The sequence below is a fragment of the Simiaoa sunii genome, from assembly GCF_014337175.1.
GTDB classification, from domain to species: domain Bacteria; phylum Bacillota; class Clostridia; order Lachnospirales; family Lachnospiraceae; genus Acetatifactor; species Acetatifactor intestinalis.
The window spans coordinates 3,044,508-3,070,384 of sequence record NZ_CP060633.1; the positions used below are offsets into that span (position 1 = coordinate 3,044,508).

The following is a 25,877-nucleotide window of genomic DNA, read 5'->3' on the forward strand; positions in this document are numbered from 1 at the left end:
AAATCTTTTCTACTGGCACTAATTACAATCCTTCACCACATGCACTCCTTGTCCTATGACCTGATTACTAATCTGCTTGAATCCTCCACCTTTCACAAACACATTATTACATTTCACATTGCTGTTTATATTATAGATTAAATTATCTTGAACCGGATTATCCTCCAGAATACTGTTTTCTATGTTCAACAAACCATCTGACACTTGAATTACTCCCTCAGCACAATGATTTTGCGTAAAGACAGAGGATGCAATCGCGATATCCGATTCCTCTGCCTTACATGCAACACTGCAACAGCCTTGTAATTTTCCACCTTCTATGCATACCTTTCTGCACTGATGTATAAAAATTCCTTTTCTGTCCCTTGCCTCAATTTCAATTTGTTCCAGGTTTATTCCAGCGCAATTGTCAAATCGCAAGATTGGTTCTGCTTCCACTTCCTCCGGCACACAATCCTGCTGCTTAAACGAAATGCCATGCAATGTAAGATTCTTGCAATTTCGAAAACACAAACCATCTCCACCATACAATGTGATTATCTTGTGTTGTCCTTCCACCGTCAGATCTTCAACATTTTCTACTATGAGCATATTTCCCCTATATATCGGGTCACAGACAGCATGAACATTCTCCGTTTCCAACGGCGTAATAGAGCAATCTTCCAGCAGCTTAATATGACTGCATCTACCCAGCTTTTCTGCTAATTCCTCGAATGTATAGACTTCTGCATAATTTTCTGAACACTCAGTGATTTCTTGTGTTTTGGGCATACGCTTCTCTATCTCATATGTTTCATCATACGCATACTCGAATTCATGCAATGTATAAAAAATATATTTAATTGCATCAACGTAATCCTCTGCACCGTTATAGTCCTGACATATTTTTTCCAGACAAATTTCCGGTTCTCCTCCTTCAAACCGATAATATTGATCATTCTCTCGAATTGCCCGCTCAACATATTCCTCAAAAGATTGCTTAACCTTCTGACATCCCATTTCTACACTTTGCGCATCCCGAATGAATTTTAGCGTTTTTACCTGCATAATGCCCAGCGTCATTGGACGTTTTCCCAAGAGAAATATGATATTTTCACCCCAGCGCTGTGTTTTCGTCCGATTAAAGTTTTCATAAATCATAATGGAATAGATGACTCTCTGCAAATAATTTCCGGGAGCGATTTCATTGACAATGGAATCATATTTCTCCCTAAAGGCATCATACTTGTCCAAAATGTACTTTTTCTTCATTTGCTGTGTACATACCTTATTCTGACGATTTTTCGCGGATCGCCCAAATGTTCTGATGACAAACTGATACGCCAACGCCAGGAATACCAACCACAGCTGTGTACGAAATTCTTCTACTGTAGGGAGAATCCCCTTTCCCGGCAGAACCAAGGCATATTGCACCGCAAATGCCAGTATCGTCCCCATCATTGCCACCTTGAATTCATAACCCGGATTATATAATTGCCTTTTACCGGAAACGACCGTTATCATAAATCCTCTTACAAGGTAGTAGCAGGGAACGATATAAACCGCATTTTGAGCTAGCTGATTCATTTCAAAATATTGTAATGCCGCAGCAATAAGCAGCATATAGATTATGGGAGCAAAAACATTGTACTGAATATTTACAATCAAAGAGTCCTTGCTGTCTTTGCCAAATACAACATTCTGATAACCCTCACCACTTCCCGTAATATGCTTATCAGCAAGCATCTCTCGTCCGATTATTCCGGTTAATTCATAAAAAATAAAGGCACATCCAAAGCAAAAAATAACTACTGCCACGAGTTTTCTCCTTATGTAAAAGCAAAATACCACCAACAGGCGCACACCTATTGATGGTATTACATTTGTGCATAGCAAACTATATACTTCTTTCCACCCTTTTCCCACAAATGCTATTCCCAAATAGCCTTATAAGAAAATTGTAGCATTCATGTGGTTTTTGTCAAGAAATTTCTATTTCTGCTTGTTGGTCTGCTCTTGGGATCAGCATATTCAAATCCTCCTCTCCCTTCGCATTTAGAAATTCCATACATTCCGCCACCGGACCACTTATCGTAACGTTCCCTTTGAGCTAACCCCTGAATGTACGCTTTTGACCAGTAGAATAACTGCCGCTTGTCCCAATACATCTTGTTTTGCAGTTGTATTTCAATTGTAATCCTGGTTCCATCTCTCAGCTCCACCAAGGCATCCACAATCCCCTGTTTTTGCTTCGAATGTTCTCGCCACAGAAATGTATTTAGTGTCTGCTGATTAAACCGTTTCCGGTTCAAAATCAGCAGACACTAATTATCAAAGTTTATTTTTTAAATTGGTACGTCGGTACGATCTCCTTGATATCCTCGCGGATCCGATCCGTCTCCGCATAGGCATCCTGATAGATCTTGTCCAATTGCTTTTTGAAAACATCATCATCAAATTCAATCGGTTTTCCGATATAGATCATCTTGTTGGCAGTCTTCTTCAATCCCTCTTCGTTCATGAGAAGTTCTTCGTACATCTTCTCTCCGGGACGTAATCCGGTGAATTTGATCTCGATATCCTCACCCGGCTTGTATCCGGACAGTTTGATCAGGTTCGTCGCCAGATCTACGATCTTAACCGGCTCTCCCATATCCAGAACGAAGATCTCCCCGCCTCTGGCGTAGGCACCCGCCTGCAGTACCAGAGATACCGCTTCCGGTATGGTCATGAAGTAACGGATAATGTTAGGATCCGTAACGGTGACAGGGCCGCCTTCCGCGATCTGTTTCTTGAACAGAGGAATAACACTGCCGTTACTGCCTAATACATTGCCGAAACGTACTGCCACGAAATTCGTCTGTGACTTGCGGTTCATCATCTGGATCACCATCTCGCACATTCTCTTGGAGGCACCCATGACATTTGTAGGATTCACCGCTTTATCTGTGGAGATCAGCACGAACTTCTCCACACCGTATTTATCTGCTGCCTGTGCGGTACGATAGGTACCGAAGACGTTGTTCTTGATCGCCTCATTGGGGCTGACTTCCATGAGGGGCACATGCTTATGGGCTGCCGCATGGTAGACGATGTTCGGACGATATCTGCGGAAGACATCTTCGATGCGTTCCGTATTGCGTACAGAAGCGATCAACACTACCAGATCCAGTGTCGGATACTTACGGATCAGCTCCTGCTGGATCGCATAGGCGTTGTTCTCATAGATATCGACGATGATCAGCTGCTTCGGCTGATGACCCGCGATCTGCCGGCACAGCTCGCTTCCGATGGATCCGCCACCACCGGTGACTAATACGACCTTATCCTTCACATAGTTCAGGACTTCTTCCGTATTGATCTCTATCGGATCTCTTCCTAAGAGGTCTTCGATCTCCACTTCTTTTAATTTTGCCACGGAGACATCTCCGTTGAGTAACTGATACATGCCCGGGAGCGTACGCATCTTACATCCGGTCTCTTTACAGATATCCAGGATCTCTTTTTTCACATGGGTATTGGCAGAGGGAATGGCGAAGATGATCTCATCCACATTATACTGCCCTACGGCGTCTGCAATCTTGTCTCTGCCACCGACGATAGGCACACCACGCAAGAATTTGCCGTGACAACCGGGATTATCATCGATAATGCATTTGGGATTGAGATTCAAGTATCGGCTGGTCTCAATTTCCTTTAAGATAGCATTTGCCGCTGCTCCGGCACCGATAAGCATGACATTGCTGCCGTCCTTTTTCGTCTTTAATTCCGATCTCTTGGAATTGATCAGACGTAAGATCCGATAGCTGAATCGGATCACTGTAGTCATTCCGAATAGCAAGAACCAATAAATCACAAAATAGCTTCGGGGCATCTTCTGGTTCAGGATATGACACAGGATCATCTGTGCTATACTTGCACAGGTAGTAGCAAATACGATATTCAGCAGTTCTGTTGCACTGGCATAACGCCATACACTTTTGTACAGCTTCCACACTGCGAAGAAGAGTAATGTCAGTATGATATTGTAGGCAATAATATTTTCAAATTTGATCAGGTATTCCTGAGGGATTCCCTTAAAACTGAAATCAAAACGAATGTATAATGCAGCAAAGGATGCCACAACAATAGACATAATATCTAACAGGATCAGTGCAAGGATTCTGTTGATGGGTATTTTCAAGAAATTCTGCTTCATCTTCTTACTTCCCTCTCGGCACATATAAAAATAGTCATAATTCAATTTATTGTACCACGCAGGGAAGTAAAAAGCAATTTTCACATAAGAATCCACAAAAAATTAAGAAATCCTCACTGCAGCCCGGGAGTTTGACACTTCTTTTTTTAACATTTTAATGCAAATCCTTTATTTAAGCCATTTATGGCTTATTTTTGATAAAGCTATAAATTCTTAAGAAAACAACGGATTTACATATCAAATAGACAAACCCGATACAACTATTCATACTTGATGAAAAAAGGAGATTTACTTATGAATACTTTAAACAAATACACTGCAGAATATCTCAGCTATTGCGAATATCGAAAACGTCTGAATTTCAAGACATTGAAAGCATATCGGATCGATTTAAACCAGTATTCTGTATTTTGTAATAGCTCCATGGATTTTCTATCAAGAAATACACTGGATCTGTATATTACAGAATTGCATAAACACAACAAGCCCAAGTCTGTCAAGCGAAAAATTGCCAGTCTGAAAGCATTTTTCCATTATCTGGAGTACGCAGATCTTTTAGTACAGAACCCTTTCGACAAACTGGACGTACATTTCCGTGAAGCCAAGCTCCTGCCCAAAACTATTCCTTTTCATTCCATTCAAAAGTTCTTGTCTGTACTCTATGCACAAAAAAATCAGGCAGCCTCTACTTATCAGTTGAGGTGCTGCCTGCGGGATATTGCTGTGATTGAGTTGTTATTCGCTACAGGAATGCGGATTTCCGAATTATGTTCCCTTCGTCCGTCGGATATCGATCTGGAGAATAACACTGTGCTGATATACGGAAAAGGATCCAAAGAACGCATCCTGCAACTCGGTAACCCTGAGGTTATTTCTGCCTTAATGTTGTATCAAGATTCATTCAAAACAGATATTTCTGTCTGTGGATATTTTTTTGTCAATAAGCAAAAGCATAAATTATCGGACCAATCTGTCCGTTTTATGATCAACCGCTATGCCAATCTTGCCGGAATAGAACAGCATATTACTCCCCATATATTCCGACATTCCTTTGCCACCCTGTTGCTAGAACAGGATGTCGACATCCGCTATATTCAGAAAATGCTTGGACACAGTTCTATCAGCACGACAGAAATCTATACTCATGTGTCCAGTGCTAAGCAGAAAGATATTCTGGTAAATAAACATCCTAGGAATTTTATGGTGGTCAATAAAGGATAATTCTTAATTATCGATCGCAAACGGTTAAAAGGAGATATTAACAATGCAAAATATACTATCAAATAATATTTCTCCATATAAATTAGAGGAATCAATTGAAGAGTTACGAAAGCATTGCAAAAATAAAAATAAGTTTAAAAAAGATGGTTCTGTTTTGGTGGGAGGAACGAGTAGGGCTGATTACTCCGGGAAAAGTCTTAAAAGAACACGTGCAAGCGGAATGGTTTTTGATCAGTGTATTTTTGAAAATTCAGCTGCTGCAGGATCCGTTTTCAACGCTTGCATATTTGAAAAATGTAGCATAAATAATGCCAATTTTCAGGAATGCTCTTTTATTCAAAGTAAGTTTCTTGGAGATGCAACCGATAAACATATCTCTAATAGCAATTTTAACGACAGCTTGTTTACTAACCAATTCATAATCAAAAATAACTATTTTGAACATTCGGTATTCTACAATACTGCATTTATAGATGGAAGAATCGTAGATTCTACTTTTTATTCCTGCACTTTAGAAGCTACATTGTTTTCCCGTGTATCCATAGAAAACGTTAAGTTTACAGATTTAAATATTGATTATGCTGTGTTTGAAGATGTTAAGATGGATAAGGTTATTTTACCTTTTTCGCAAATATGTTATGCATTTGGTTTATTGACGTATTTGAGTGAAACAAAAGATAATATTTATATTACATCCCATTGCAACGAAAATGGTCTTATTTCGCCTAATGAATATTTAAAATTAATACCGCATTTTATAAATTATTATACCGAAAATAGAGAATATTTCCCTTTGGCTAATATATATTTTTACTTAAACAAAAAAGAGGAAGCAAAAGAGATTATTCTACGAGGAATATTGGAAGGCGTTGCAGAAATTGATTTTAGAAAAATAAAATATTTGTGTAAATTAATATATACATATGGTGTATTCAGCTATCACGAACGCTATGATATTATTTCGTATATATACTCCCACATTTCTTTTACTGATATGAATGCGGGGCTTTTGTATAATTTTACAACATACAAAAGAGAAATTGAGGGTTACCTACTTAGCAATAATAATAGAAATGTGGTTACGTTGGAAGTTAATATTTTTACAAACATTTTTCCTGAAGAACAAACAAAATTGGGAATATTGCTTTCAACAATGGAGGAAATTATAGAACTGTATAAGTCGCCCGCTGGAGAGCATCAAATAAACTGTAGACATAATTCAGCAGAAGCCTTTTTAGTTCTGATCCAAGACACTTTGCCAGCCGTTATCGCAACGATTGGTGCATTTTATTCCATTTTGGTTGCACATTATACATTACAAGAAAAAAGGATATCACTTCAAACAATGAAAAAGCAAAAAAAATTGGAACTTAAAAAAATGCACTTAGAAATAGAAAACGAACGACAACAATTGATTAATATCCAATTGGATAATCAAATAAAGCAGGATCAAGTAGAACAAATAAATTTAAGAAAAGATCATGAAAAAAATGCCGTGAAAGAGCAAATACTTAGAAAGAATATATCCGAAAACGATGTGGAAATATCAGAAATTAAACACATCCTTTTTGGAAATATTCCTTCTAATATCGATGAAGATTTCATCCAATATACCTATACAAACTCATAAAGCGAGCATATTATTTCTGCACTCTTTGCAGGTCGGCCCTAGTTCAAGATTATAATCGGAGCAAATATCTGTCGCTTTGTTATAAATAGACAACAAAGTTTGATTGGATGGAGAAACAGTATTTTCCAATTTGGTTCCAATCATAGGTCTAAAAACAGAAAGCATTGGCTGGACACCCAGTTGGCACAGATATTGTATAGCTTCCAATAATGTCTTTTGAGAATTTAAACCTACAATAAGAGCTGAACGGACATTTCCTGTTTTTCCCCAAAGACTAGTGCTCACTTTTAAGGTATCAATATATTGTTTTAATGGGATTGTTCCTTTACCAGGCATTAGTTTTTCAGCCAAATTTCGATCCCAGATTTCTATATTGAATGCGACCTCGTCTATTCCAGCTTCTTTATACTGATAAAGTATTTGTGGATTCGCTGGTGGAAGGCTCATCAAATATATAGGAATTGTTTTGTTTCGCTCACGTATTTTTCTGGCAAGAATTATTATGTTTTCGCTTTCGGCAATAGGTTCACCCGAACCACCACCTATAAGAATATGCCGAAATGTTGGTTTGAACATAAGGTAATCCAATACTTCATCAAAATCTTCCATTGAAAGATTTAATTGTTTTGCCGGTAAATTGCAAAAAAAGCATCCCTTGCCATGGCTTTTAAACGTGCATATTGATTCATGCTTTAGACGAATTCTATCTGTTGAGAGATAGGCAATTCTATTATAAGGAATTCCACTTTTTGTGACCTTATCGGACCAATCAGGTTCTAATTCAATAGTTATTTTTGAAATATTATTGTTATAATAAAAAAGACTTAATTCACTGTTACATATTTGTATACTAAAAGGGGACAGTTCCGTAAATTTTAAGTTAATTGGTACATTTAGTGGGAGACCATTATCTGTCCGAAAATCAATTGCACTAAAAACTGCTTTCTTAATAACTCCCTTTGTTTTTAAATAATTGGATGCTTCTTCGGAAATATTGCAACCTTGGTTCAAAAGTGCAATTTTGAGACCAATATCCGTATTCATATTTCGATGCAAATAATTTTCTTCACCAGATATATTAGAATAAACATTGCATTGAAAATCAGGACTAATAGAACATATATTTGTTTTAAAAATCATGCTATAGCAATAAGCGTCATTTTCGGCAGCTGTACTATATGTCCAGCCATCAGTAATGATTTGATATATACTTGAATACTTGTTGACTTTTTTGCGCACATAGTCAGGGTGTTTCATTCCTTCGGTAAATATATACTTGTAAAAGCTATAATTTATACATATATTTTTAATACTTTCATTTAATATTTTTATGTTACTAAAAGCAGACAAGTTCAATTGTGAAAGAGAAGGAAAATTGTATTCCTTTAAAGCTATATTAATCAAAAAACTTGATGCTTGATATCTTGGATTAATTTCAAGAAAATAAATTTCTGTTTCGGTCACAAGAAAATCAAGGCCGATTATACCTAAATATCCCATTTTTTTAATATGATTTAGTATAATAGATGTGTAACTATTTAATTTCTTGAGTATTTCAGAAGATAGTTTCTGAGCCGTAACATAATCGCTTCCATGGAATAAGATCCGTTGAGCATTAACTTCAGTAATTTGTATTGAAGGCGGAAAAAATATAGTGCATTCTGAACCAATAACCGCATTTATATTCACAGAAAAACCATTTTTTATATAAGGAGAAACAATAAAAAGCTCCTTATAATTATTTCTTATGTCTTCGATCATATGATTTGTTTTGGAAATTATAAAAGTTCCAAAACCACCAGAACTCTTATTTTTCTGAGCAATATATTGCTCAGAGACCATAAAGTTAGTTTCGAGCTCATCTAACAATAAATTAGGAGAATCCACGATAGTAGATGGCAAAACAGGAACATAGCGGTTAAGCCAATACCGTGTATATATTTTATCACTTAACATATCGAGCAAATTTTTATCATTAAGACACAATATATGCTGTTGCAAAGAATGGTTTATGCTATAGGCTATTTTAGGATTATAAAATATAAACTGAGCACACGGGTGAATGGATAAAATTTCAGTCATTTTATTAGATATAAATTTGTTAAATGTATCTCCATATATATTCTCTTTACGAATTTCCTGAGGATTTGAGTCAGAATAATAACATATTTTTTCTGAAAAAAGCGTATCAGAAAAGCAATCCACATCTCTTGGGCCTACCCAAACATAATAACTCATGATCAATCTCCTTTTAACCGTTTACGATCGATAATTAAGAATTATCCTTCATTGAAATATGTTTCAAATTTGAAATTCATCTCACACATCTAATTCTCTAATATATTCCTTCATATATTACATGACGATTTACGACAAAATCTTACAATCTTTTTTCAAAAAATTTTTACCAGTTGATTGCATTAGTAACTTCTACTGCCACGCTTCAGAAAAAGAATTGCACGACTAACTTCTGCTTTGCCCTGTTTCTCGCCATTTTCAGGTTGTTTTTCATCCCTTTCTGACCTATAATAATTAAAAATGAATGGATTTTAGGGTACACTAAAGGAAGCCTCCAAAAGTCTTTTGCACGAGTAACTTCTGGTTGCCATCAACTGTTTATTCTTTTCTGTATCCTCCTGCCTGTTTTATTTATTTCAATAGTTCAGGCTTCAGACAGATTTCATCGGGTGGGATGATCTCCAGTCCAAGCTTTTCCATTGCATTTTTGTCAAATGACTTCAGGGCCTTCTTCATGGGTGTCGAACCATGAAGTTTAGGCCTTGTTGTATTATTGATGTGATTTACCATACGTAACACCTGCTCCTGGTTCAATCCATCAAACGAACTTCCCTTTGGCAGTACATATCTTATGTACTCATGATTCTTTTCCAGTTCTCCCTTTTGCTCAGAATGTCTCGATTCACAATAAAACACTCTGGTACGCTTCTTTCCGTCATGTCCTTTTTCAAACAACTCCGGATCTGCAAACTCACATCCATTATCTGTCAGTATTACAGGAAACAGTTCCCGAAACATTTCACTTCCCAACGTCTCTTCCAACCAGTCAAAAGTAGCTACGGTATTCTTCATTTCTTTGGTTTTAATCAGAAATGCCAGCATCAGATTGTTTTCCGGCCATAACAGCGTATGAAGTAATTTCCCGCCTTTATTTCCTTCCACTGTGTCCATCTGTACCACTCGTATGCCTTCGTTTTTCGCAATAAAATCAAGATAGTCTGAATAATGATGTCCTTCTTTTTTACGATAGCTGATTTTTGGAGTTGGAACGCTTCTCACTCTTTTTCGATATCTTACCGTTCTCCGCATATCCAGATTTCTTGCGGTCAGATAGCCGGCACTGATATACTTATAAAGCGTTCGTTCCCCACAGGGAATCTCTTCTGCATGATGCGCCAGGATATGTGCCAGGGGCTGTCCTTTCCTGATCAGCGGGCTCACAAGACTGTCCAATGCTGCCAGTTCATCTCTGGTCATGTCTATTCCCTGTCTGGATTTCCTAAGCGTTTCACAGTACTCCTTATGGGCATAATCAGCGTTATACAGGTACTTATCAAACAGACAGCTGAAGGACTTGGGGCAGTTATTGCACACATAAGGCGCCTTGTGTTCTATTGGGCATGGTGCATCCACAAAGTCAGGGCACAGCTTATTACAGCTGATACACTCCCGGCATGGAATTCTGCACTTATGTCCCTTCTTCTTTTTACACACATCCCAACGCCTGCAGCTATTTCGGTATTTACACCGGTTTGGACTTGCATGAAGTATGCCATCCCTGCTTCGCAACTTATGATAACGATGCCTGCGTATTTCCTTGGAAACCGTATCAGGTGAACAGCCTATAATGTATGCAATCTCTTTAAAGGTACGATGTTCTTTCAGTCCCTTCTGAATTTCATGCCTGTCATCCCAAGTTAAATGTGTCCCCTTTTTCCTTTCTTCTTTCGGCATAGGACCTCCTTCTGCAGGAGGATACCTATTCAGTATACCATTGCATGACTAACTTATGGTTTCTATACCCAAATCAGATTTTTAAAATTCATTCAACGAAAATTTTTACCAAGTTTTTACCAGTTTTACCCACCGGATTTAATCAGCTTTTCTCTGAACTAATCTAATAGAAGCATGTTCTGTCCAAAAGCCTAATTATAATTTAGCACATGAACATCCACGATTTCAAGCTGTATCCGCATCTTTCACAACTTATCCAGGTAAGCATACAATACCACATATTGCAAAAGACATCGATCTTGCCACCGATGTCTTTTCTACAATACGACCGTATCATCTAGCTTATCAATTTTCTCACTCCGCTTACAAGAGCCTGAAAGCTTTCAGATGTATTTCTGTTTATATCTATGTACTGTGCTATTCTTTTTGCACCACTGATTTGTTGATGCTCCGGAAGATATTTCTTCAATTCTCTTTTGGGTGAAATAATATCATCCGGTACCCTGTATTGCTTCTTTTTCGCCAAAACTGTAATGTTTTTCCCATAAGCTTTAGATACCGCCTCCAGATCTCCGAAATACCATGCCTCCAATTCATGACAAGCTATACGAATCAATACCTCTTGCGTTGTATCTCCGCACAATTCTACAAGCTTGCGTTTAAGTTCACGGCAGTCACCGGTATCCTGGTCCTGTACAATTACAAATTTCACTCCCGGTTCCTTCCATGCTCGCAGTTTAATAGGCACAGATTTCTGTAAATCTGATTTTCCTTCATGTGGGACGGTAATGAAACCAACATCCGGAGGTAATATCTTTGGTAATATACCATCCAAAAAGTGTTTCATAGATTCTTCTTCCAGTAAAAAGACTAACTTCATTCTATCCCTCCACCAATAGCCCCTGTTTCCATAATGCTCCGGGCAGATCACCCGCTTCACACAGTTTTCTGGCTATCGGATTATCCGAGGCTTTTTTTATTGTGGTAAATCCATCTTTTTTCTGCAGATAATAAATTTCTTCCAGTTCTACCGCATTTAAAAAATCCGGAGAATGCGTAGACACAAACACCTGTCCGCCTGCATTTGCATAATTGCGGAATTCCTCCGCCAGCCCCCCTAACAATTCCGGGTAAAGCTGGTTTTCCGGTTCTTCTATGCATAAGAGTGCATGCTGTAAAGGATCATTCAGCAAGACAAGATACGTGAACATTTTTATTGTGCCGTCAGAAACATATTTTGCTGAAAAAGGATTTTGGAATTTTCCGTCCTGAAATCTTAACACAATATAACCGTCCTGTGTTTCCTGTGCCTCCACCTTTTCGACACCGGGTATCCGGAGTTTCATATTCTCTATGATCTTGTTAAATATATCCGGATGATTGTCATATAAGTATTTTGTTACAACTGATAAATTATCTCCGGTTCTCGAAAGCTGTTCTCCGTATTCTGCTTCCTGACGTTCTCTGGCAGCATCAATTCTAAAATCAGCAACGTACCAATCCTCAATCAAACGGCGAAATGTGGACACAGCTTCAAACTCTTTGAACTGTCCCAACCCTTTAATCGCCAGAATGTCAGGCGAATCCAGTTTTTGTTTTCGACGTTTTGCCAGATTTACATCTTCATAAGAGTTGAGTTTCCCCTCTGCTGCGATTCCTTCCCCACAAGAGAAGTCCAGTACTTTCCAAGGAGACCCTTTCTGTCCTCTTCTAAATCTCAATACTTCTTTTTTTACAACTGCTCTAGCATGCTCATCCAATCCTATGGATATCTCATAGGTAATCAATGGTTCCTCCTCAGAAGCTCTGAACTTAATGGTAAATTCTATATTGCCCTTTTGTTCCCTTGATACCACTTCCTTAAATCCGCCTCTTTTAGCTAATGCTGATCTGACATTACTGTTCAGGCAATCATGTAAAAAGCCGAATACGTCAAAAAAGGTAGTTTTACCAACGCCGTTTTTTCCAAGGAATACAGCCATGTTGGAAATGTCCTTTACTTCGACATCTTTAAAAACCTTATAGTTATGGATTTTTATCGATTCTATCTTCATGTTCTGCTTTTCCTCCCATAGCCAGTCATTAAAAATTCTAAGTCTCTCATGCATTGTTACCGTTATTTCATGCCACATACATGCTATGCCATGATTTTATCACATTTCCGGTATAATTCCAATGAAAGTCTTTTTTGGGATTTATCTTTCACCACATGAAACCGGTCATAGAAGGAAGTGATCTCATACTTCTCCGGATCGAACAGTTCTCTCTGTCCGGAATCCACGATATACACTACCCGCTCTCCGGACGCCTCATTGGCCGCTATGATCTCTGCCGTGACGTTTTCATAGTGGTAGCGTTCTTTATACGGGCGGAGTTCCACGCCGTCCTGTACGTTGCTGATGCCCTGATAGTAATGTGCATCGATCTGGTGGGTGTACATAGTCAGGATCTCGCCTAAGGTAGCGCCGGCATCGATTCCCTGGGGATCCGGATAGATGTAATAGGCATCGCAATCGATGGTATGTGCGTAGTTCAACGCCTGTATGTAGGGATCGTAGTAATATGTCCGGCTGAGTTCTCCCCAGCTGCCAAAATACATCTGTGCCATCATCAGTGCCATCACACCGTAGGCCGCTGCAATGGGTACGGACAGGAGGTGTACCTTCCGGATGCAGCGTGCGATACCGATGCCCCCGATGATCAGTACCGGATAGAATATGATATTGATACGGTTCACCGTCACATTTTTCGTAATAATGCCTACCCACAGTCCCATGCCGAGCCACGCCAGCAGTGCGACATAGGGGTAACGTTCCGTTTTTTCCATTCCCCGGAGTCTGCGGAGGATGCTGACCAGTCCGATGACGAAGAACAGATCCGTGATATAGTACACCGGGCCGAATCTCACCATGGTGTTGGTCACGCTCTTGTCCCCGGAGCCCCAGGTGGTGGTAAAGGTCCAGACGATATTCTCCCACAGCTGTTTCCAGGAGAAGTTAGCGAACAGAATATCATCACCGCGGTTACTGGAGAGGAACGACGGGATCGTAAAAAGCGGCGTCTCGATTCCGGGCTTTCCCAGCAGGGTAAGCAGCATGGATAAAAATTCCGGCAGGACGATCACCAGGTACAGCACAAAGCAGGCTGCCAGCTCCTTCCAATTTACTGCCTGCTGCCGCAGGAGATAAATAGCAACCACCAGTAAAAACAGCGGTACCGAATAGTCCGCAATTCCGTAGGCATAGGAGCACAGTCCGAACATCACCATGGAAAGGTACAATAGCGGTTTCTTTTTTAGTCCGGCGATCAGCAGTACTACCGCGATCAGGAACACATGGGGGAACAGGTTGCAGTCAAAGGACCACCGGCTCTGCATATAATGCCAGGGGCTGATGGTCCCCAGGATCAGCACGATCATGCCGGTCCATTTGCCGGCCAGCTGTCTGCCAAAGAGGTACAGTGCCAGCAGTCCCAGGCAGCTGATCACCAGCATCGGCAGTCTCGTGGATACCGTGGAGAATCCCAGGAGCTTAATAAACGGGATCATGCAGTAGGACAGTAATACGCTCATCTGGCTGGTACGCCAAGCCGTAAAATGCACCGGATACCGCATTCCGTAACGGTCCGTACCGTAGTCCGCCAGTGCCTTGGCATCCACGGCAGCCATGGCTTCGTCCTGATGTACGCCGATGGGCGGCGCTCCGAAATGGTATGCCCGGATGACGATAGCCGCCAACAGGAGCAATGCCACCAGCAGCAGCTCTATTTTTTTCGATTCTAATATCTTCTGTTTCCATGGATATTTCAATGAATGAATCCTCCTCATTGCAAATGTTTCACTTTTCTGTGTAGCACCCTTCAATATGTATCTTTTTATCCACTATTTTCCGGGCTGCCTCTGAACAGTCCAATGTGATCTATCGCATGCGCTGGACTACAACAGATCCGGTGTCCACTCCATATCCACGTCACTTCCGCCGCTGCTGCCGCTGTCTCCTCCGGTGCTTCCACTGTCACTGCTGCCGCCGGAGCTGCTGTTGTCATTGCTCTGCGCCGGTGCTGGGGTTGCTGCCGGTACCGGAGTTGCAGTGGGTGCCGGAGTTGCAGAAGGTTTGGTGGTACCGGGTTTTGGGGTGGACGGCTTTGTCATAGGCTTCGGGGTTGCCGCGGGCTTCTGAATCGTTCCGGAATTTTTGTTGCCGCCAGCTGTTCCGGTGGTATTGCCTCCGGTAATGCTCTGCCCGGCATTTCCGTCTGTTGTATCGCCTCCGGTAGTTCCCGCTGTGTCTCCGAGTGCTGCCGTATCATGGTTCTCTTCGTATGCTGCAAAAGGATCCTGTTTTGCCATCTCTTTCACATTACCTGCGCTGACCCAGTATTTTCCGTCGAACCACTGGATTTCTCCGTCAAAGATGCGGATCTGGGGTTTTTCAGTGCCTGTCTCTCCTGTGCTTCCTGTTCCGTCGTCATCCGTTGCCATAGTCTCCGGCACCTCATAGGAGGTATATTCCGGCCGGGTCTCCAATCCGATCAGCTCCCCGCCAAATCGATAATCCGCCACGGAAGTCTCCGCACCGGTTCCCTGCCAAAGGCAGTTCTCGCCGGTCGCATCATAAGCGTAGAGAATCAGATCCGTATCATCTGTTCCTTCCAGCAGTTTTTTCCGGATTTCCTCGGAGGGCTGTTCTACCAACGCCTTTCCCTCGGAATCAAAACTGCCGGTATAAGTAATATATTCCATGCCTTCCCGGTTGTTCCAGAGAGAAAATGCATCCAGTCCGCCCTCTCCGGCATGTACGTCACAGGTGTAGTCACCGGTGAGCACACCCTTCTGCATGGTACCCTGTTCATGGGTAATGCTGCCGGTAGCGCAGTCCACGCTCCAGGACTCAAAAGTACCGTTCCAGGCACCCATGTCTGCCGGGGTGGCAGCCCGAGGGGTGGCGGTGTCCTGAATGTCCGCCGTCTCAGCTGTTGTATCGGTTCCCGCAGTCGAAGTCGGATCCTCTGCCCCTGCCACCGTGGAAGTCACGGTCACCAGGCGGATGATGGTTCCTTCCTGACTCAGGAAGCGTTTTGTCTCACTTCCGGTATACCACACTTTGGAAAAACGCTGTCCCTCGCCGGTATATCCCACCTGCGCATAGAATAGCGGCTGTGCATCCCGCTCCAGATAGTAGCTGCGCTGTCCTTCCTTCAGTTTGGGCATCATGGTGGAGAACCAGTCGCCGCTGTCGATGAGATTCACGCTTTCGTCCAGATATTCCGGCAGTTCCAGATCATTTAACATTTCCTGTGCACGGCTGCGGATCTCTTCCGTCTCTTCCTCCAGATTTACACTGAGGCCCTGCAATGTGGAAAATGCATCCGCATCTTCGTAAAGCCGGTAATCCTGTTCCAGCATATCCCGTTGCTTGCGGATATCGCCTGCTCTGCTATAGGCATCTGCCAGTGCGAGGTAATCTGCTCCGGTGAATTCTCCTTTATTATATTTGGTTTCCAGATTAAGGATCTCCAGCTCCAGTTCGGACAGCATCGGCTGTGCTTCCACCGGGGTCACCACATCCTCTACTTCCCCACCGTTGCCGTCTCCGCAGGCCGTCAGGGAAATGACGAGTACCGTGCTTATGGCCAGTGCCATGAATTTTGTTGCTTTTCTTTTCATCTTTTTGTCCTGTCTGTTTTTATCAAATTCTATGATCGTTCTCCGATGGCCGACAGCCGGCAGACTGTTACTGTGCATCGCTAATCAGCTTCCGCAGAAAAGTATCTGCGGCGGATCCCGGCTGGTAAGTTCCCATGTTCAGAACCATTTCCGCCAGTGCATAAATGCTTCGGGCCTGTACCGGTCCGTAGATTGTAATGTCTCTGCCGTCCTTGTTCAGTATTATGTATCCGCGGAACGCATATTCCACCTTGTACTGGCTGGAGGGAAGTCCCACCAGCACGGAAGTATAACGGTATCTTCCGCTCACAGTCTCGTAAATGCTGTCCTGATGGGAACCGTCAGCGTTCGTGCCATAGGCCAGTCCACTGATGACTTTTTCACCACCCTTGATCATGGGATAGGAGGCACGGTTGGCATTGTTCATGACCAGCGTTCCATATTCCTTCAGGGAATAGCCGTTTACACCGCCGTTCAGTAATCTGGCTCTGAGGTCGGTACTGATACCGGTCTTAAAACGAATTCCCGCTTTTCCGGTGATACGGATGGAAAATCCGTGGTAGGTCAGCAGATCTGTCAGCTCCGGCTGTTCCGTCGCCACATAGGCATTGTTACGGTATTCCATGGTCCAGACATACATGCCGATAGGCGCACCGTTGGCATTATAACGATAGACCACTGCTGCCTGTGCATTTCCGTCCGGAAGGGTAACGATGCGGCGGTTATTCCGCACCTGCGGAGTATAGGCGACACCGTCCACATAGATCGCGGCAGCATCATATCCCGACGGCACCTGCAATACCACGTTGGTAGACGAAGTCGGCATCGGGCAGGGGCTTGCCGGCATATTTTCGTAGACCGGGATCTTGAATACAAAGGTATTCTCCAGTGCTCCGGCACTCTCATACAGTTTTTTGATGCTCAGGGCTTCCGTGGTGGGCGCTGAGATGTTCTGCATATACTGGTGGGTATATATCGGGTTGCTGGCTGTGGGGGATACGTTGAATTTCTGTAAATATAAGGTATCCTGGCCCTTCCGTATGTAATTCGCGGAGATTACTTCCGCTCCTCCCAGAATGGAATAGTAGGCTCCCCTCCAGTTATTATTTTTGGCATAATTCAATCCATTGATGATCACCTGTTCGTTGGTGCTTCCGGAGGCCCCCACATTGAAATAATTATAATACCCTTCATAGCCGGGATAAATACCGGAAATCAGTGGTGATGTGCCCTGTCCCTGTTCCTGCAGCACTCTGGCTGCCAGATGGAACGGACTGACCTGACGGTTCTCCTCCGCACCGATGGTCCAGAAAATATGATAGAACTTCATATCCGTTCCGGGCGCGTTCTGACTGCTGTTCATAAAAGTTCCCTCAAGGAAATTTTTAACAGCTTCCTCTGTGTGGTAGCTTTCATTGTACGTCAGCTGTTCAAACTGGAAAATAGCGTTTTCCTGTAACGCATTTCTCGGATCCATATACAACTTCAGTACATCCTCCGATGCAAAATACCAGTTAGGACTGTGCTGTCCTTCCTTGCAATAGTCCCCGTAGCTCTTATAGACCAGACTTTTTCCGCCCTGTAATTCATTGTTTACCACCGTCTGGAAATCCAGTCCCGTATTCTGCCGCACAAAAGTCCAGTTGGGATGCTGCTGTTTCAACGCCTGCAATGCCGGGCGGTAGCTCTCCGGGAACTCTTCGATATCCGCATAGACGCCCGTGGCATTTTCCTCTGCCAGCATCACTTCCGCTCCTGGATTCATGCCATACAGTTCTTCCCATTCCAGAAAACGTTCGTCGGAGCATGCCAGATGATCTCTGGGGATGTATCCTACATAGGTCTTACCGCTGATCTCCGCGGACACTTTTTCCCAGACCTGATAGTCCTCATCCACGGCCACATCCAGGATCTCCACCATCTGTCCGCTGGTTGCGGTGCCTGCGATTGCACTGCTGTTATCCGCTTCCGAGCGGATCGGCAGCTCATCACACAGATAGACCAGTGCCATAATTTCCCGTTCTTCCACGATCTTCTGCAATGCTTCCCCGGCCTCGTCGATCCATGCCTGATCTTCCTCGTCCAGTGCATGGGTCCGGTAGGTATTGCCCTCGTAGGTAAATATGAATGCCGCCAGGAGAATGGCTCCCAGAAATGCTAATTTTCTTTTCATGAAACTCAATTCTTTCTTTGAATATGTGCTCTTCATATGTGCTTCAGTTTCTTGTGCAGCACCCGGATTCCCTTCGGCGCTATGGCGAACAGTGTATGATAACACTTATTCTTTTTCGTAAGGTAAGGGTTTCTCATGGCTCTCCACCATCCCTTCCGCAGGCTCTTCACGACGCTGCGGTAGAACGCATTGTCCCCGGTCATCTGTGCTATGGGAATATGCAGCATATAGTCCAGTCTCTGGAAGACACCGAACCGGAAGGCGATCTCCTTAAGCTCCGGATATCTCTCCTCCACCAGCCGCAGTACCATATCCGCGTTATCGATGTTGTCCGCGAACACTCTGGAGAAGCGGTTTTTATCTCTGGTGTTGCTGTCCGGTCGGTAAAATACGTGATAAGTCTGACCCGGAATGCACGCGATCCCGGGAACGATGTTCTCCTCATCCGTCAGCAGCTTCACCAGCAGGTGGAAATCCTCGTTCAGCGCTCCCACCGGGAATTTTCCCTTTGTGAACAGATCCTTTTGCAACAGCTTGGTACAGAAGGAGCAGTCTCCCCGGTGCATCAGCAGCTCTTTTAAGAAATCCTCTGCCGGGATCACCTGTTCTTCGGATACCGGCTCACAGATGTTCGGCAGGATGTTACCGTCCTGATCGATCTCATCCCTGCCCACCTGAGCAATGGGCATATGTGTAGTCGCGATCGCCCGGTACAGGCGCTCGTACATATCGGCATCCACATAGTCATCGCTGTCCACGAATCCCACATATGCTCCGGCGGCCTGCGTCAGTCCGAAGTTCCTCGCGGAAGAGGGACCTCCGTTCTCCTTGTGGAAGACGCGGATACGCGGGTCATTTTCCGCCAGCCGGTCGCACAGCGCCGGGGTGTCATCGGTGGAGCCGTCGTCGATCAGCAGGATCTCTAACTCCGGATAGGTCTGCTTCTGCAGGCTTTCCACGCACCGGGGCAGGTAAGGTATGATATTGTACACCGGCACGATCACACTGATCAGCGGCTGGTTGGTCTCATTACTGTTCACGTTCTGTCCTCTTTATTTCTTTCCGTTAAATATCGATACATCCGTCGCTCCGGGATCACCGGGGCCAGGGAGCAGGGGCCGTCTGTCCACAGTGCCGGGACGGGCGGTGCCGGAAGGCATTGGTCGACTGTGCCGCCTAGGAATCCCATCTCACGACACAGGCTGACCAGTCTCTCCGCGGCGGTCCGTGCATTCCATTCCGTCCGGACGGTCTGCTGCGCCGCTTCTCCCAGTCTGCGGCACTCTGCCGGATCCTGCAGCAGCTCTGCAACATATTCCTGCAGCTGCTGTTCACAGCCGTCGTGATAGAGGATCCCGTTTTCCCTCTGTCGGATCATCCAGGGAGCCGCTCCGATCATATGATCCGCCACGACGGCGCAGCCGCTGTTCATGGCTTCGTTTACTACCGCTCCCCAGCCTTCCTTCCGGTCACTGGTGACGAGGTAGATCTCGGATTCCTCCATGGCAGCCCGGACATCCTCCGGACCGCGGAAGCCTGCGAAGGTGATCTTATCCGTCACGCCAAGCTCTTCTGCCAGGCTGTGTACTTCTTCCTCCAGTTCTCCTCCGCCGATCATCGTAATGTGAAAAGGAATCTCTTCCAGATGTTCTTTCAGATAAGCGGCTGTCTTCACTACCAGCTCCGGATGTTTCCAGTCGATCATCCGCGCCGCCCACAGGATGCTTCCTTTTTTCTTGCGTGAAAACGGTTCCCCCGGCGCATACTCTCTGGTCTCGGGGAAATACCCGAACCGTAGCATTTTCTCCGGATAGGCATGAATGATCCCCAGGTCGCAGGGCACATAGGCTCCGGCACACAGGAAGTACACCGGTGCCTTGCGGTATCTGGTGTGGTCTTTATACTTTTGCAGCAGTCCTCTGGGAGAGATAGCTTTCCATTGTCCTTCTTTATACAGCCGCTCGTTGTAGCGGAAGATAGGTTTTCCCGCCGCCAGTCGTTCCCGGATGTAGCTCTCGTCATCGCATCCACCGAAGATCACCACGTCAGCTGTCAGGAGCAGATGCCGCCATTCCGGTCCGCCCGCAGTCTCTTCGTCTGGATTCCTGACCATGAATGCTTCCGGGCCGCCCGTAGTCGTACCGCCCGGCTGTACATAGCGCACATACGGTCTCTCCTCGGCCTGCCACCCCATCTTCACCCGTTCTTCTTCCATGGGCTGGGTCTGCAGAAAGCAGAAGCTTCCTTCCAGGAGTTCATACAAGGCGTCGCAGAAGGACAGCTGATGGTGATTAAAATAATTAGAAACGAATACCACCTGCATTCTCAGCCCTGCCTTTCCGCTATCTTTGCATAGATTTCCTGCAATTTTGCAAAATTTTTCTCTTTATCGTGGGTTTTTCTTGCATGTTCTCTTGCATTTTTAGAGTATTCCAACATTTTCTCCGGAGAACTCCACATTTCGATAATGGATTTTTCCATGGATTTTACAATATTTTCCAATTCTGTTGTTTTTAATTCTTTTGAATTGCATGTGTTATTTTTGCTTTCAGCCGCATCTGCCGTATTTCTGCTGATTTCAGCCGTTTCTGTCAGCCGGTGTCCTTCACACCACAGGCCGTCCCTTCCGCCGTCGAACAGGCTGGGGATCCCGCCCACTTCGGTGCTGACGCAGGGTACTCCCAACAGCATGGCTTCGCCCAGGGAGTTCGGCGAATTTTCCAGGGAAGAACAGCACAGGAACAGGTGACTTCGGAGGAATCGTTCCCGCATCTGTTGTTCTGTCAGTTTCCCTGTGAAATGCACGCAGTCTTCCAGCTGCCCCTCCCGGATCAGATCCCGGAGATACTGTCCGTAGGCGGAGATCTTCAGCTTCTGCTTCAGCGTGTGGTATGCCGTCAGATCATTTCCCGCCACATACACCTGCACATCGGGGAATTTCCTGCGGATCCCGGGCAATGCTTTCAGGAGATAATGCAAGCCCTTCAGCGGATAATCTCCCTGACTGACGAAGATGCTGTGGGGTTCACAGTGCTCCGGGTCCCAGCTGCCTTCATAGAAGGAAGCACGCAGGGTCTCATTCATAGGATAATACTGTGCTCCGGGATTCCACCCGGTGGTCACCTCCCGGTCCCATGCCGTCCTACCGGTGATATTTCCCGCCAGACCGATGGCTTCTCTCTCCATCACACCTCTGCGGACGAATTTCTCCTGCTGGCTGCGCAGGCTGTCCCGTTTTACCAGATCCCGGAAGGTCACTTTGCGCGTCACGCGCTCCGGAAGATCGGCGAAATAGGCTTCCGCACAGAGGCTGCAGATGCCCTGGATCCCCAAAAGGATCCTCTCCGGATACGGATAGACACGGCAGACCGCCAGCGTATGGGGATATTCCGTACCAAAGCAGTGGATCACATCCGGATCATAATCTTCCGTGATCTTACGCAGTTCTTCTTCCAGCTCCGGCTGGTAACGATCTGGGTGTACTGTGTCCTCGCAGAATCCATAACATGTGATATTGTATTCCCCTGTCGCGCAGGGGTTCGTCCGGGGTACCGGCACGCGGAGTCTCCACGGTGCTTCCGCATCTGCGGGTGCCGGGAACGCCACTGCCAGCGTCATGCCGGTGTCTTCCCGGTCCACGACCTGCGACAGCAGTCCGGACAGCCAGCCTTCCTTATTGGAAGCTTCTCTATGCAATGCCTCGGCGATCACCGGGAGCATGATATTGCAGACCCACAGTACTCTCATAAATCAAATCCTCTTTTAATTAAATATCCAATTCAGGTAAGGTAGCAATCTGATCTCCACATCGTACATGCCACGTAACAGCATTGCGAAATACAGCAGATATGCCGCGACGACTCCGACAATGCACAGGTTGCGGAACCATCCCTTTTTCGCATTCCATAGCACGCCCGGGATCAGGAATATCTGGGACTGGATCAGGTAATAGGCCACCCGGGACACCTCCGGGATGAAGGAGCCGCAGGTATAGAGCACCAGTCCCGCCAGGTTCAGATAGAAATAGTAACGGTTCCTGCGATCATCCCGGATACTGTCCTTCCAGTAGATCAGGCACAGGATCAGCACCGCCAGGCATTTTCCGATATTCACATAGGACAACTGGCCATTGTCGAACATGGAATCCTTGTAATAGGGATAAAACTTAAAAATAAGATTCCGATAAAAGCCCTGTCCGAAGATCAGGGATAAGATCAGCAGGAGCCCGACTGCGTAGTGCCATTTTTTCAGTCGTACCCGCGACAACAGATCTGCTGCGATATAGGCCGGAATGATCAGCAGCACCGATTTATGGATCGTACATCCCAGCAGCACCCAGAGGATGAACTTGCCATACTCGCCCCGCAGTACATATTTCTGCGCATACATGGCCAGCGCCAGTGCAAAATAATACCGCACGGAGTTCATGCTGTTAAAATAGAAGCCCTGGGTCAGCAGTAAAAACAGGGATAATACGTACCAGTCTGCCTGATCATGCAGTGCTTTCAGGAAGAAAAACACCGTGACCAGCGAAAAAAATCCGAAGATCGGCAGATAGGAGCCCTCACCGAAGATCCAGTGGAACAGCTTCACCAGCCCGACGAAGCCTTTTTCATAGGACACATGGCGTCCCTGGTCGATCAGTTGGAATTTCAGCCAATAGACCCAGTAGTCACCACCCACCGCAATACGGCAGGCCGAGACTCCCGCCAGGAGGCAGAATACGGCGGTCTCCGCCACCAGGTTCCTCGCCTGCTGACGGTCGTACCCCACCGGTGCTCCAGACATCCGCCTGCCCGACAGGTATCCTGCCGTATAGGCGCTGTTGCGCACGCAGAAGCCGAATCCCACCGTTACGAGTGTTAATACAATATATACCAGTGCACTTTTTTCCATGTGGGACCCCCTTCCTGCCTACGATGTCTGTCGCAATTTCCGGCGTATTCTCTCGCGATGTCCGCCGCGGTTCGTGCGTATTCTCCTGCAATGTCTGCCGCGGTTCAGGCGTATTCTCCTGCGGTGTCTGCCGCGGTTCAGGCCAAGCCGCGCTTTCCTGCTTCGCGGATGCCGTCGCGCATCCATTGTTTTGCCTGCTTCAGGGACACGTCAGTGCATAAGGTTCCCCGATGTGCATATAGGAAGCGCAGTGCCAGCGGTCCTGCCAACCTTCCGTACAGATAATGATACAGTACACCGCGGTCATGGAAAAATTTCTCATTGTAGCCATGGAACCAGGTGGAGTCTCCCGCTTCCTCTCTGCCGATGGTCACGGGCGCGGTATAGACCTTATAGCCTTTCCGGAGGAACTCCGCCAGGAACAGGCTGTCCTCGCCGTTACTGTATTTCGCACCGCCGCCAAACAGCAGGGAATACGTGATTCCGGAGGCTAACAGGCTCTCCTTCCGCACGGCGAAGCTGACTGCACCATAGCGGCCACAATTGTACCAGTGCACTCGTTTCCGCTCCGTGATGTGGTAGGTGCGTCGGGATTCCTCGACTTCGATATGGAAAAGGATCATGTCTGCCTGCGGATTTTTCTCAAATTCTGCCAGGATCGCCGTTTCATATCCGTCCTCATACACAATATCTGCATCCGAAAAAAGGCAGATGTCCCCTCTCGCCCGAAGGATGGCTTCATTCCGGCTTCTGCCGATGCCCCGGTCCGGGAAGCTATAGAAACGGATGGTTCGTGCCTCTCCGTTTTCCTGGGATATCTGCATTTCCTCCTGCCCGAGTCTGTCGCATTGGTTGATGATCACCGCATCGGACTGCAGGTTCATATGTTGTACGGTTTCACGAAGAGAAGCGTTCATTACCGATGCCAGTACTTCTACCTTCATGCCTGCTCTCCTTCTGCCTGGGTAGTCTTTGTATGTTCCATTTCTGTATTTCTCGTATTCATATCGTTATCTGCTGTATCGGAACCAATCATCGGGAGAAAATAATAGCTTCGGATCAGGGTCTCATCCGCATTCCATAAAAAGGCTCCGTCCACCTTACAGTCCTGTGCGGTCAGATATTCCAGCACAGCCTCCAGGCGTTTACCCACCGTCGCTCCGGCCGGCACTGCCAACAGGACCACATCCGCCACCCGCAGAGTCTCTGCGCTCTCAGGGCATAACAGCGGACTGGGAACTGCGATCCATTCTCTGTCGATGGGCTGCACTCTGCCGCTGGTCTGCTCTCTACCGGCGGACTGCAGCTCGCGCAGTCTGTCCACGGCCTCCTGTGGATCTGCCTCCGGCAGGGCACCGCAGACGGCGATCTTATGGGCATCCGCTTTCTCCAGCAGATATTTCACATTTTCCGCAAATCCCGTACTTTCCACTGTACCCAGACTGTGTAATCCATACCGTCTGCAGAGAGTGGTCGGGAGCCAGATGCTGTCCCGGGACAGCTCCCATAACAGGAAGATCACCACTACGAAAAACAAGGACAGCACCGCCGCCAGGATCACGGCCCGTACCGGACGCACATCCGGCACCACTGCCTCTGCGAGGTCTCCATGATCCAGCACTTTGATCCGCGTGATCTCCGGCATACTCTCTGCGAACTCCCCGCACATGGTCTCTTCCGTGGCATGGGCCAGCGCAATGCTCTCCCCTGGATCCTGTGTCGTAGCCTTCGTCATCGGAATACTGAAATCGGAAGGCAGGGCAGCCGACAAAGCTTCGATCCAGCGGTCTCTGCCCTGTTCCAGCACTGCCGCAGCACCGGTCTCTCCGCGCTCTGCCGCTTCCTGCAGATGAGTCTCCACACCATCCAGAAATTCTCCCGTGTGGAGCAGGCTGTTCCAGGTGGCTTCGTTGATATAGTAAGCACCGGCCGCATTAGGGTTCTCGACATATTCTACCTTATAAGTGGAAGAAGCCGCATACCCGGGATCGGGCTGCAGCAACACATTTTTGACATAATAACCGCCGCCGAACAGTACTGTACCCAGTATCGTCAGCGCCAGTATTTTCCATAGATTACGGCCCAGCCGCAAGAGCAGCAGCCGCAGATCGAAGGGTTCCTTACCATAGCTTGCTTCCATGAG

General features: G+C 45.6%; 18 protein-coding genes. 2 read left to right on the top strand and 16 right to left on the bottom strand.

Annotation, left to right across the window (positions count from 1 at the left end):
- Window positions 1–18: 18 nt before the first annotated feature.
- The 3 genes from H9Q77_RS14085 to H9Q77_RS14095 form a co-directional block, all read right to left on the bottom strand.
- A complete protein-coding gene (locus tag H9Q77_RS14085; protein ID WP_249325955.1) occupies window positions 19–1,797 on the bottom strand; it encodes a hypothetical protein in 1,779 nt (592 codons plus the stop codon).
- Window positions 1,798–1,946: 149 nt separating this feature from the next.
- Window positions 1,947–2,213 (bottom strand): Rpn family recombination-promoting nuclease/putative transposase, encoded by a 267-nt coding sequence (locus H9Q77_RS14090; RefSeq protein ID WP_249325956.1) that lies wholly within the window; start codon window positions 2,211–2,213, stop codon window positions 1,947–1,949.
- Window positions 2,214–2,317: 104 nt separating this feature from the next.
- Window positions 2,318–4,177 carry a polysaccharide biosynthesis protein gene (locus H9Q77_RS14095; RefSeq protein WP_249325957.1) on the bottom strand — a complete coding sequence of 620 codons (1,860 nt, stop codon included), beginning with the start codon at window positions 4,175–4,177 and terminating at the stop codon, window positions 2,318–2,320.
- A gap of 294 nt (window positions 4,178–4,471) precedes the next feature.
- Between H9Q77_RS14095 and H9Q77_RS14100 the strand changes: the two genes are divergently transcribed.
- Together H9Q77_RS14100 and H9Q77_RS14105 are read left to right on the top strand one after the other, a co-directional pair.
- Window positions 4,472–5,398, top strand: coding sequence for a tyrosine-type recombinase/integrase (locus tag H9Q77_RS14100; RefSeq protein WP_249325958.1), 927 nt, complete (start codon window positions 4,472–4,474; stop codon window positions 5,396–5,398).
- A gap of 43 nt (window positions 5,399–5,441) precedes the next feature.
- Entirely contained in the window at window positions 5,442–7,028 is a 1,587-nt protein-coding gene (locus tag H9Q77_RS14105; RefSeq protein ID WP_249325959.1) for a pentapeptide repeat-containing protein, read from the top strand.
- Here the strand turns inward: H9Q77_RS14105 and H9Q77_RS14110 are convergent.
- From H9Q77_RS14110 to H9Q77_RS14170, 13 genes are all read right to left on the bottom strand, one after another.
- Complete coding sequence (locus tag H9Q77_RS14110) at window positions 7,023–9,266, bottom strand: radical SAM protein (protein ID WP_249325960.1); 2,244 nt, start codon at window positions 9,264–9,266, stop codon at window positions 7,023–7,025. The genes H9Q77_RS14105 and H9Q77_RS14110 overlap by 6 nt on opposite strands.
- A 411-nt stretch (window positions 9,267–9,677) precedes the next feature.
- Window positions 9,678–11,000 (bottom strand): helix-turn-helix domain-containing protein, encoded by a 1,323-nt coding sequence (locus tag H9Q77_RS14115; protein WP_249325961.1) that lies wholly within the window; start codon window positions 10,998–11,000, stop codon window positions 9,678–9,680.
- A 337-nt stretch (window positions 11,001–11,337) separates the two neighbouring features.
- Window positions 11,338–11,880 carry a DUF4276 family protein gene (locus tag H9Q77_RS14120; protein WP_249325962.1) on the bottom strand — a complete coding sequence of 181 codons (543 nt, stop codon included), beginning with the start codon at window positions 11,878–11,880 and terminating at the stop codon, window positions 11,338–11,340.
- 1 nt (window position 11,881) lies between these two features.
- Window positions 11,882–13,054, bottom strand: coding sequence for an AAA family ATPase (locus H9Q77_RS14125; protein WP_249325963.1), 1,173 nt, complete (start codon window positions 13,052–13,054; stop codon window positions 11,882–11,884).
- Between the two features lie 83 nt (window positions 13,055–13,137).
- Window positions 13,138–14,808 carry an ArnT family glycosyltransferase gene (locus H9Q77_RS14130; RefSeq protein WP_249325964.1) on the bottom strand — a complete coding sequence of 557 codons (1,671 nt, stop codon included), beginning with the start codon at window positions 14,806–14,808 and terminating at the stop codon, window positions 13,138–13,140.
- Window positions 14,809–14,934: 126 nt separating this feature from the next.
- Window positions 14,935–16,665, bottom strand: a complete 1,731-nt coding sequence (locus tag H9Q77_RS14135; protein WP_249325965.1) for a hypothetical protein — start codon at window positions 16,663–16,665, stop codon at window positions 14,935–14,937.
- 67 nt (window positions 16,666–16,732) lie between these two features.
- Window positions 16,733–18,838, bottom strand: coding sequence for a hypothetical protein (locus H9Q77_RS14140; RefSeq protein ID WP_249325966.1), 2,106 nt, complete (start codon window positions 18,836–18,838; stop codon window positions 16,733–16,735).
- A gap of 32 nt (window positions 18,839–18,870) precedes the next feature.
- Window positions 18,871–19,878, bottom strand: coding sequence for a glycosyltransferase family 2 protein (locus H9Q77_RS14145; RefSeq protein ID WP_249325967.1), 1,008 nt, complete (start codon window positions 19,876–19,878; stop codon window positions 18,871–18,873).
- Window positions 19,875–21,161 carry a glycosyltransferase family 4 protein gene (locus tag H9Q77_RS14150; protein ID WP_249325968.1) on the bottom strand — a complete coding sequence of 429 codons (1,287 nt, stop codon included), beginning with the start codon at window positions 21,159–21,161 and terminating at the stop codon, window positions 19,875–19,877. Before H9Q77_RS14150 ends, H9Q77_RS14145 begins: the two co-directional genes overlap by 4 nt.
- Before the next feature lie 2 nt (window positions 21,162–21,163).
- Window positions 21,164–22,585, bottom strand: a complete 1,422-nt coding sequence (locus tag H9Q77_RS14155; RefSeq protein WP_249325969.1) for a glycosyltransferase family 4 protein — start codon at window positions 22,583–22,585, stop codon at window positions 21,164–21,166.
- A 15-nt stretch (window positions 22,586–22,600) separates the two neighbouring features.
- Entirely contained in the window at window positions 22,601–23,734 is a 1,134-nt protein-coding gene (locus H9Q77_RS14160; protein ID WP_249325970.1) for an EpsG family protein, read from the bottom strand.
- Window positions 23,735–23,871: 137 nt separating this feature from the next.
- Window positions 23,872–24,678 (bottom strand): glycosyltransferase family A protein, encoded by an 807-nt coding sequence (locus H9Q77_RS14165; RefSeq protein ID WP_249325971.1) that lies wholly within the window; start codon window positions 24,676–24,678, stop codon window positions 23,872–23,874.
- On the bottom strand, window positions 24,675–25,874 hold the full coding sequence (locus tag H9Q77_RS14170; RefSeq protein ID WP_249325972.1) for a YveK family protein: 1,200 nt from the start codon (window positions 25,872–25,874) through the stop codon (window positions 24,675–24,677). Before H9Q77_RS14170 ends, H9Q77_RS14165 begins: the two co-directional genes overlap by 4 nt.
- Between the last annotated feature and the right edge of the window lie 3 nt (window positions 25,875–25,877).

Bases quoted from the DNA above. Each gene is read 5' to 3' on its own strand.
- H9Q77_RS14095 (WP_249325957.1), bottom strand. From the start codon at position 4,177: ATGAAGCAGAATTTCTTGAAAATACCCATCAACAGAATCCTTGCACTG.
- H9Q77_RS14100 (WP_249325958.1), top strand. From the start codon at position 4,472: ATGAATACTTTAAACAAATACACTGCAGAATATCTCAGCTATTGCGAA.
- H9Q77_RS14105 (WP_249325959.1), top strand. From the start codon at position 5,442: ATGCAAAATATACTATCAAATAATATTTCTCCATATAAATTAGAGGAA.
- H9Q77_RS14110 (WP_249325960.1), bottom strand. From the start codon at position 9,266: ATGAGTTATTATGTTTGGGTAGGCCCAAGAGATGTGGATTGCTTTTCT.
- H9Q77_RS14115 (WP_249325961.1), bottom strand. From the start codon at position 11,000: ATGCCGAAAGAAGAAAGGAAAAAGGGGACACATTTAACTTGGGATGAC.
- H9Q77_RS14120 (WP_249325962.1), bottom strand. From the start codon at position 11,880: ATGAAGTTAGTCTTTTTACTGGAAGAAGAATCTATGAAACACTTTTTG.
- H9Q77_RS14125 (WP_249325963.1), bottom strand. From the start codon at position 13,054: ATGAAGATAGAATCGATAAAAATCCATAACTATAAGGTTTTTAAAGAT.
- H9Q77_RS14135 (WP_249325965.1), bottom strand. From the start codon at position 16,665: ATGAAAAGAAAAGCAACAAAATTCATGGCACTGGCCATAAGCACGGTA.
- H9Q77_RS14140 (WP_249325966.1), bottom strand. From the start codon at position 18,838: ATGAAAAGAAAATTAGCATTTCTGGGAGCCATTCTCCTGGCGGCATTC.
- H9Q77_RS14150 (WP_249325968.1), bottom strand. From the start codon at position 21,161: ATGCAGGTGGTATTCGTTTCTAATTATTTTAATCACCATCAGCTGTCC.
- H9Q77_RS14155 (WP_249325969.1), bottom strand. From the start codon at position 22,585: ATGAGAGTACTGTGGGTCTGCAATATCATGCTCCCGGTGATCGCCGAG.
- H9Q77_RS14160 (WP_249325970.1), bottom strand. From the start codon at position 23,734: ATGGAAAAAAGTGCACTGGTATATATTGTATTAACACTCGTAACGGTG.
- H9Q77_RS14165 (WP_249325971.1), bottom strand. From the start codon at position 24,678: ATGAAGGTAGAAGTACTGGCATCGGTAATGAACGCTTCTCTTCGTGAA.
- H9Q77_RS14170 (WP_249325972.1), bottom strand. From the start codon at position 25,874: ATGGAAGCAAGCTATGGTAAGGAACCCTTCGATCTGCGGCTGCTGCTC.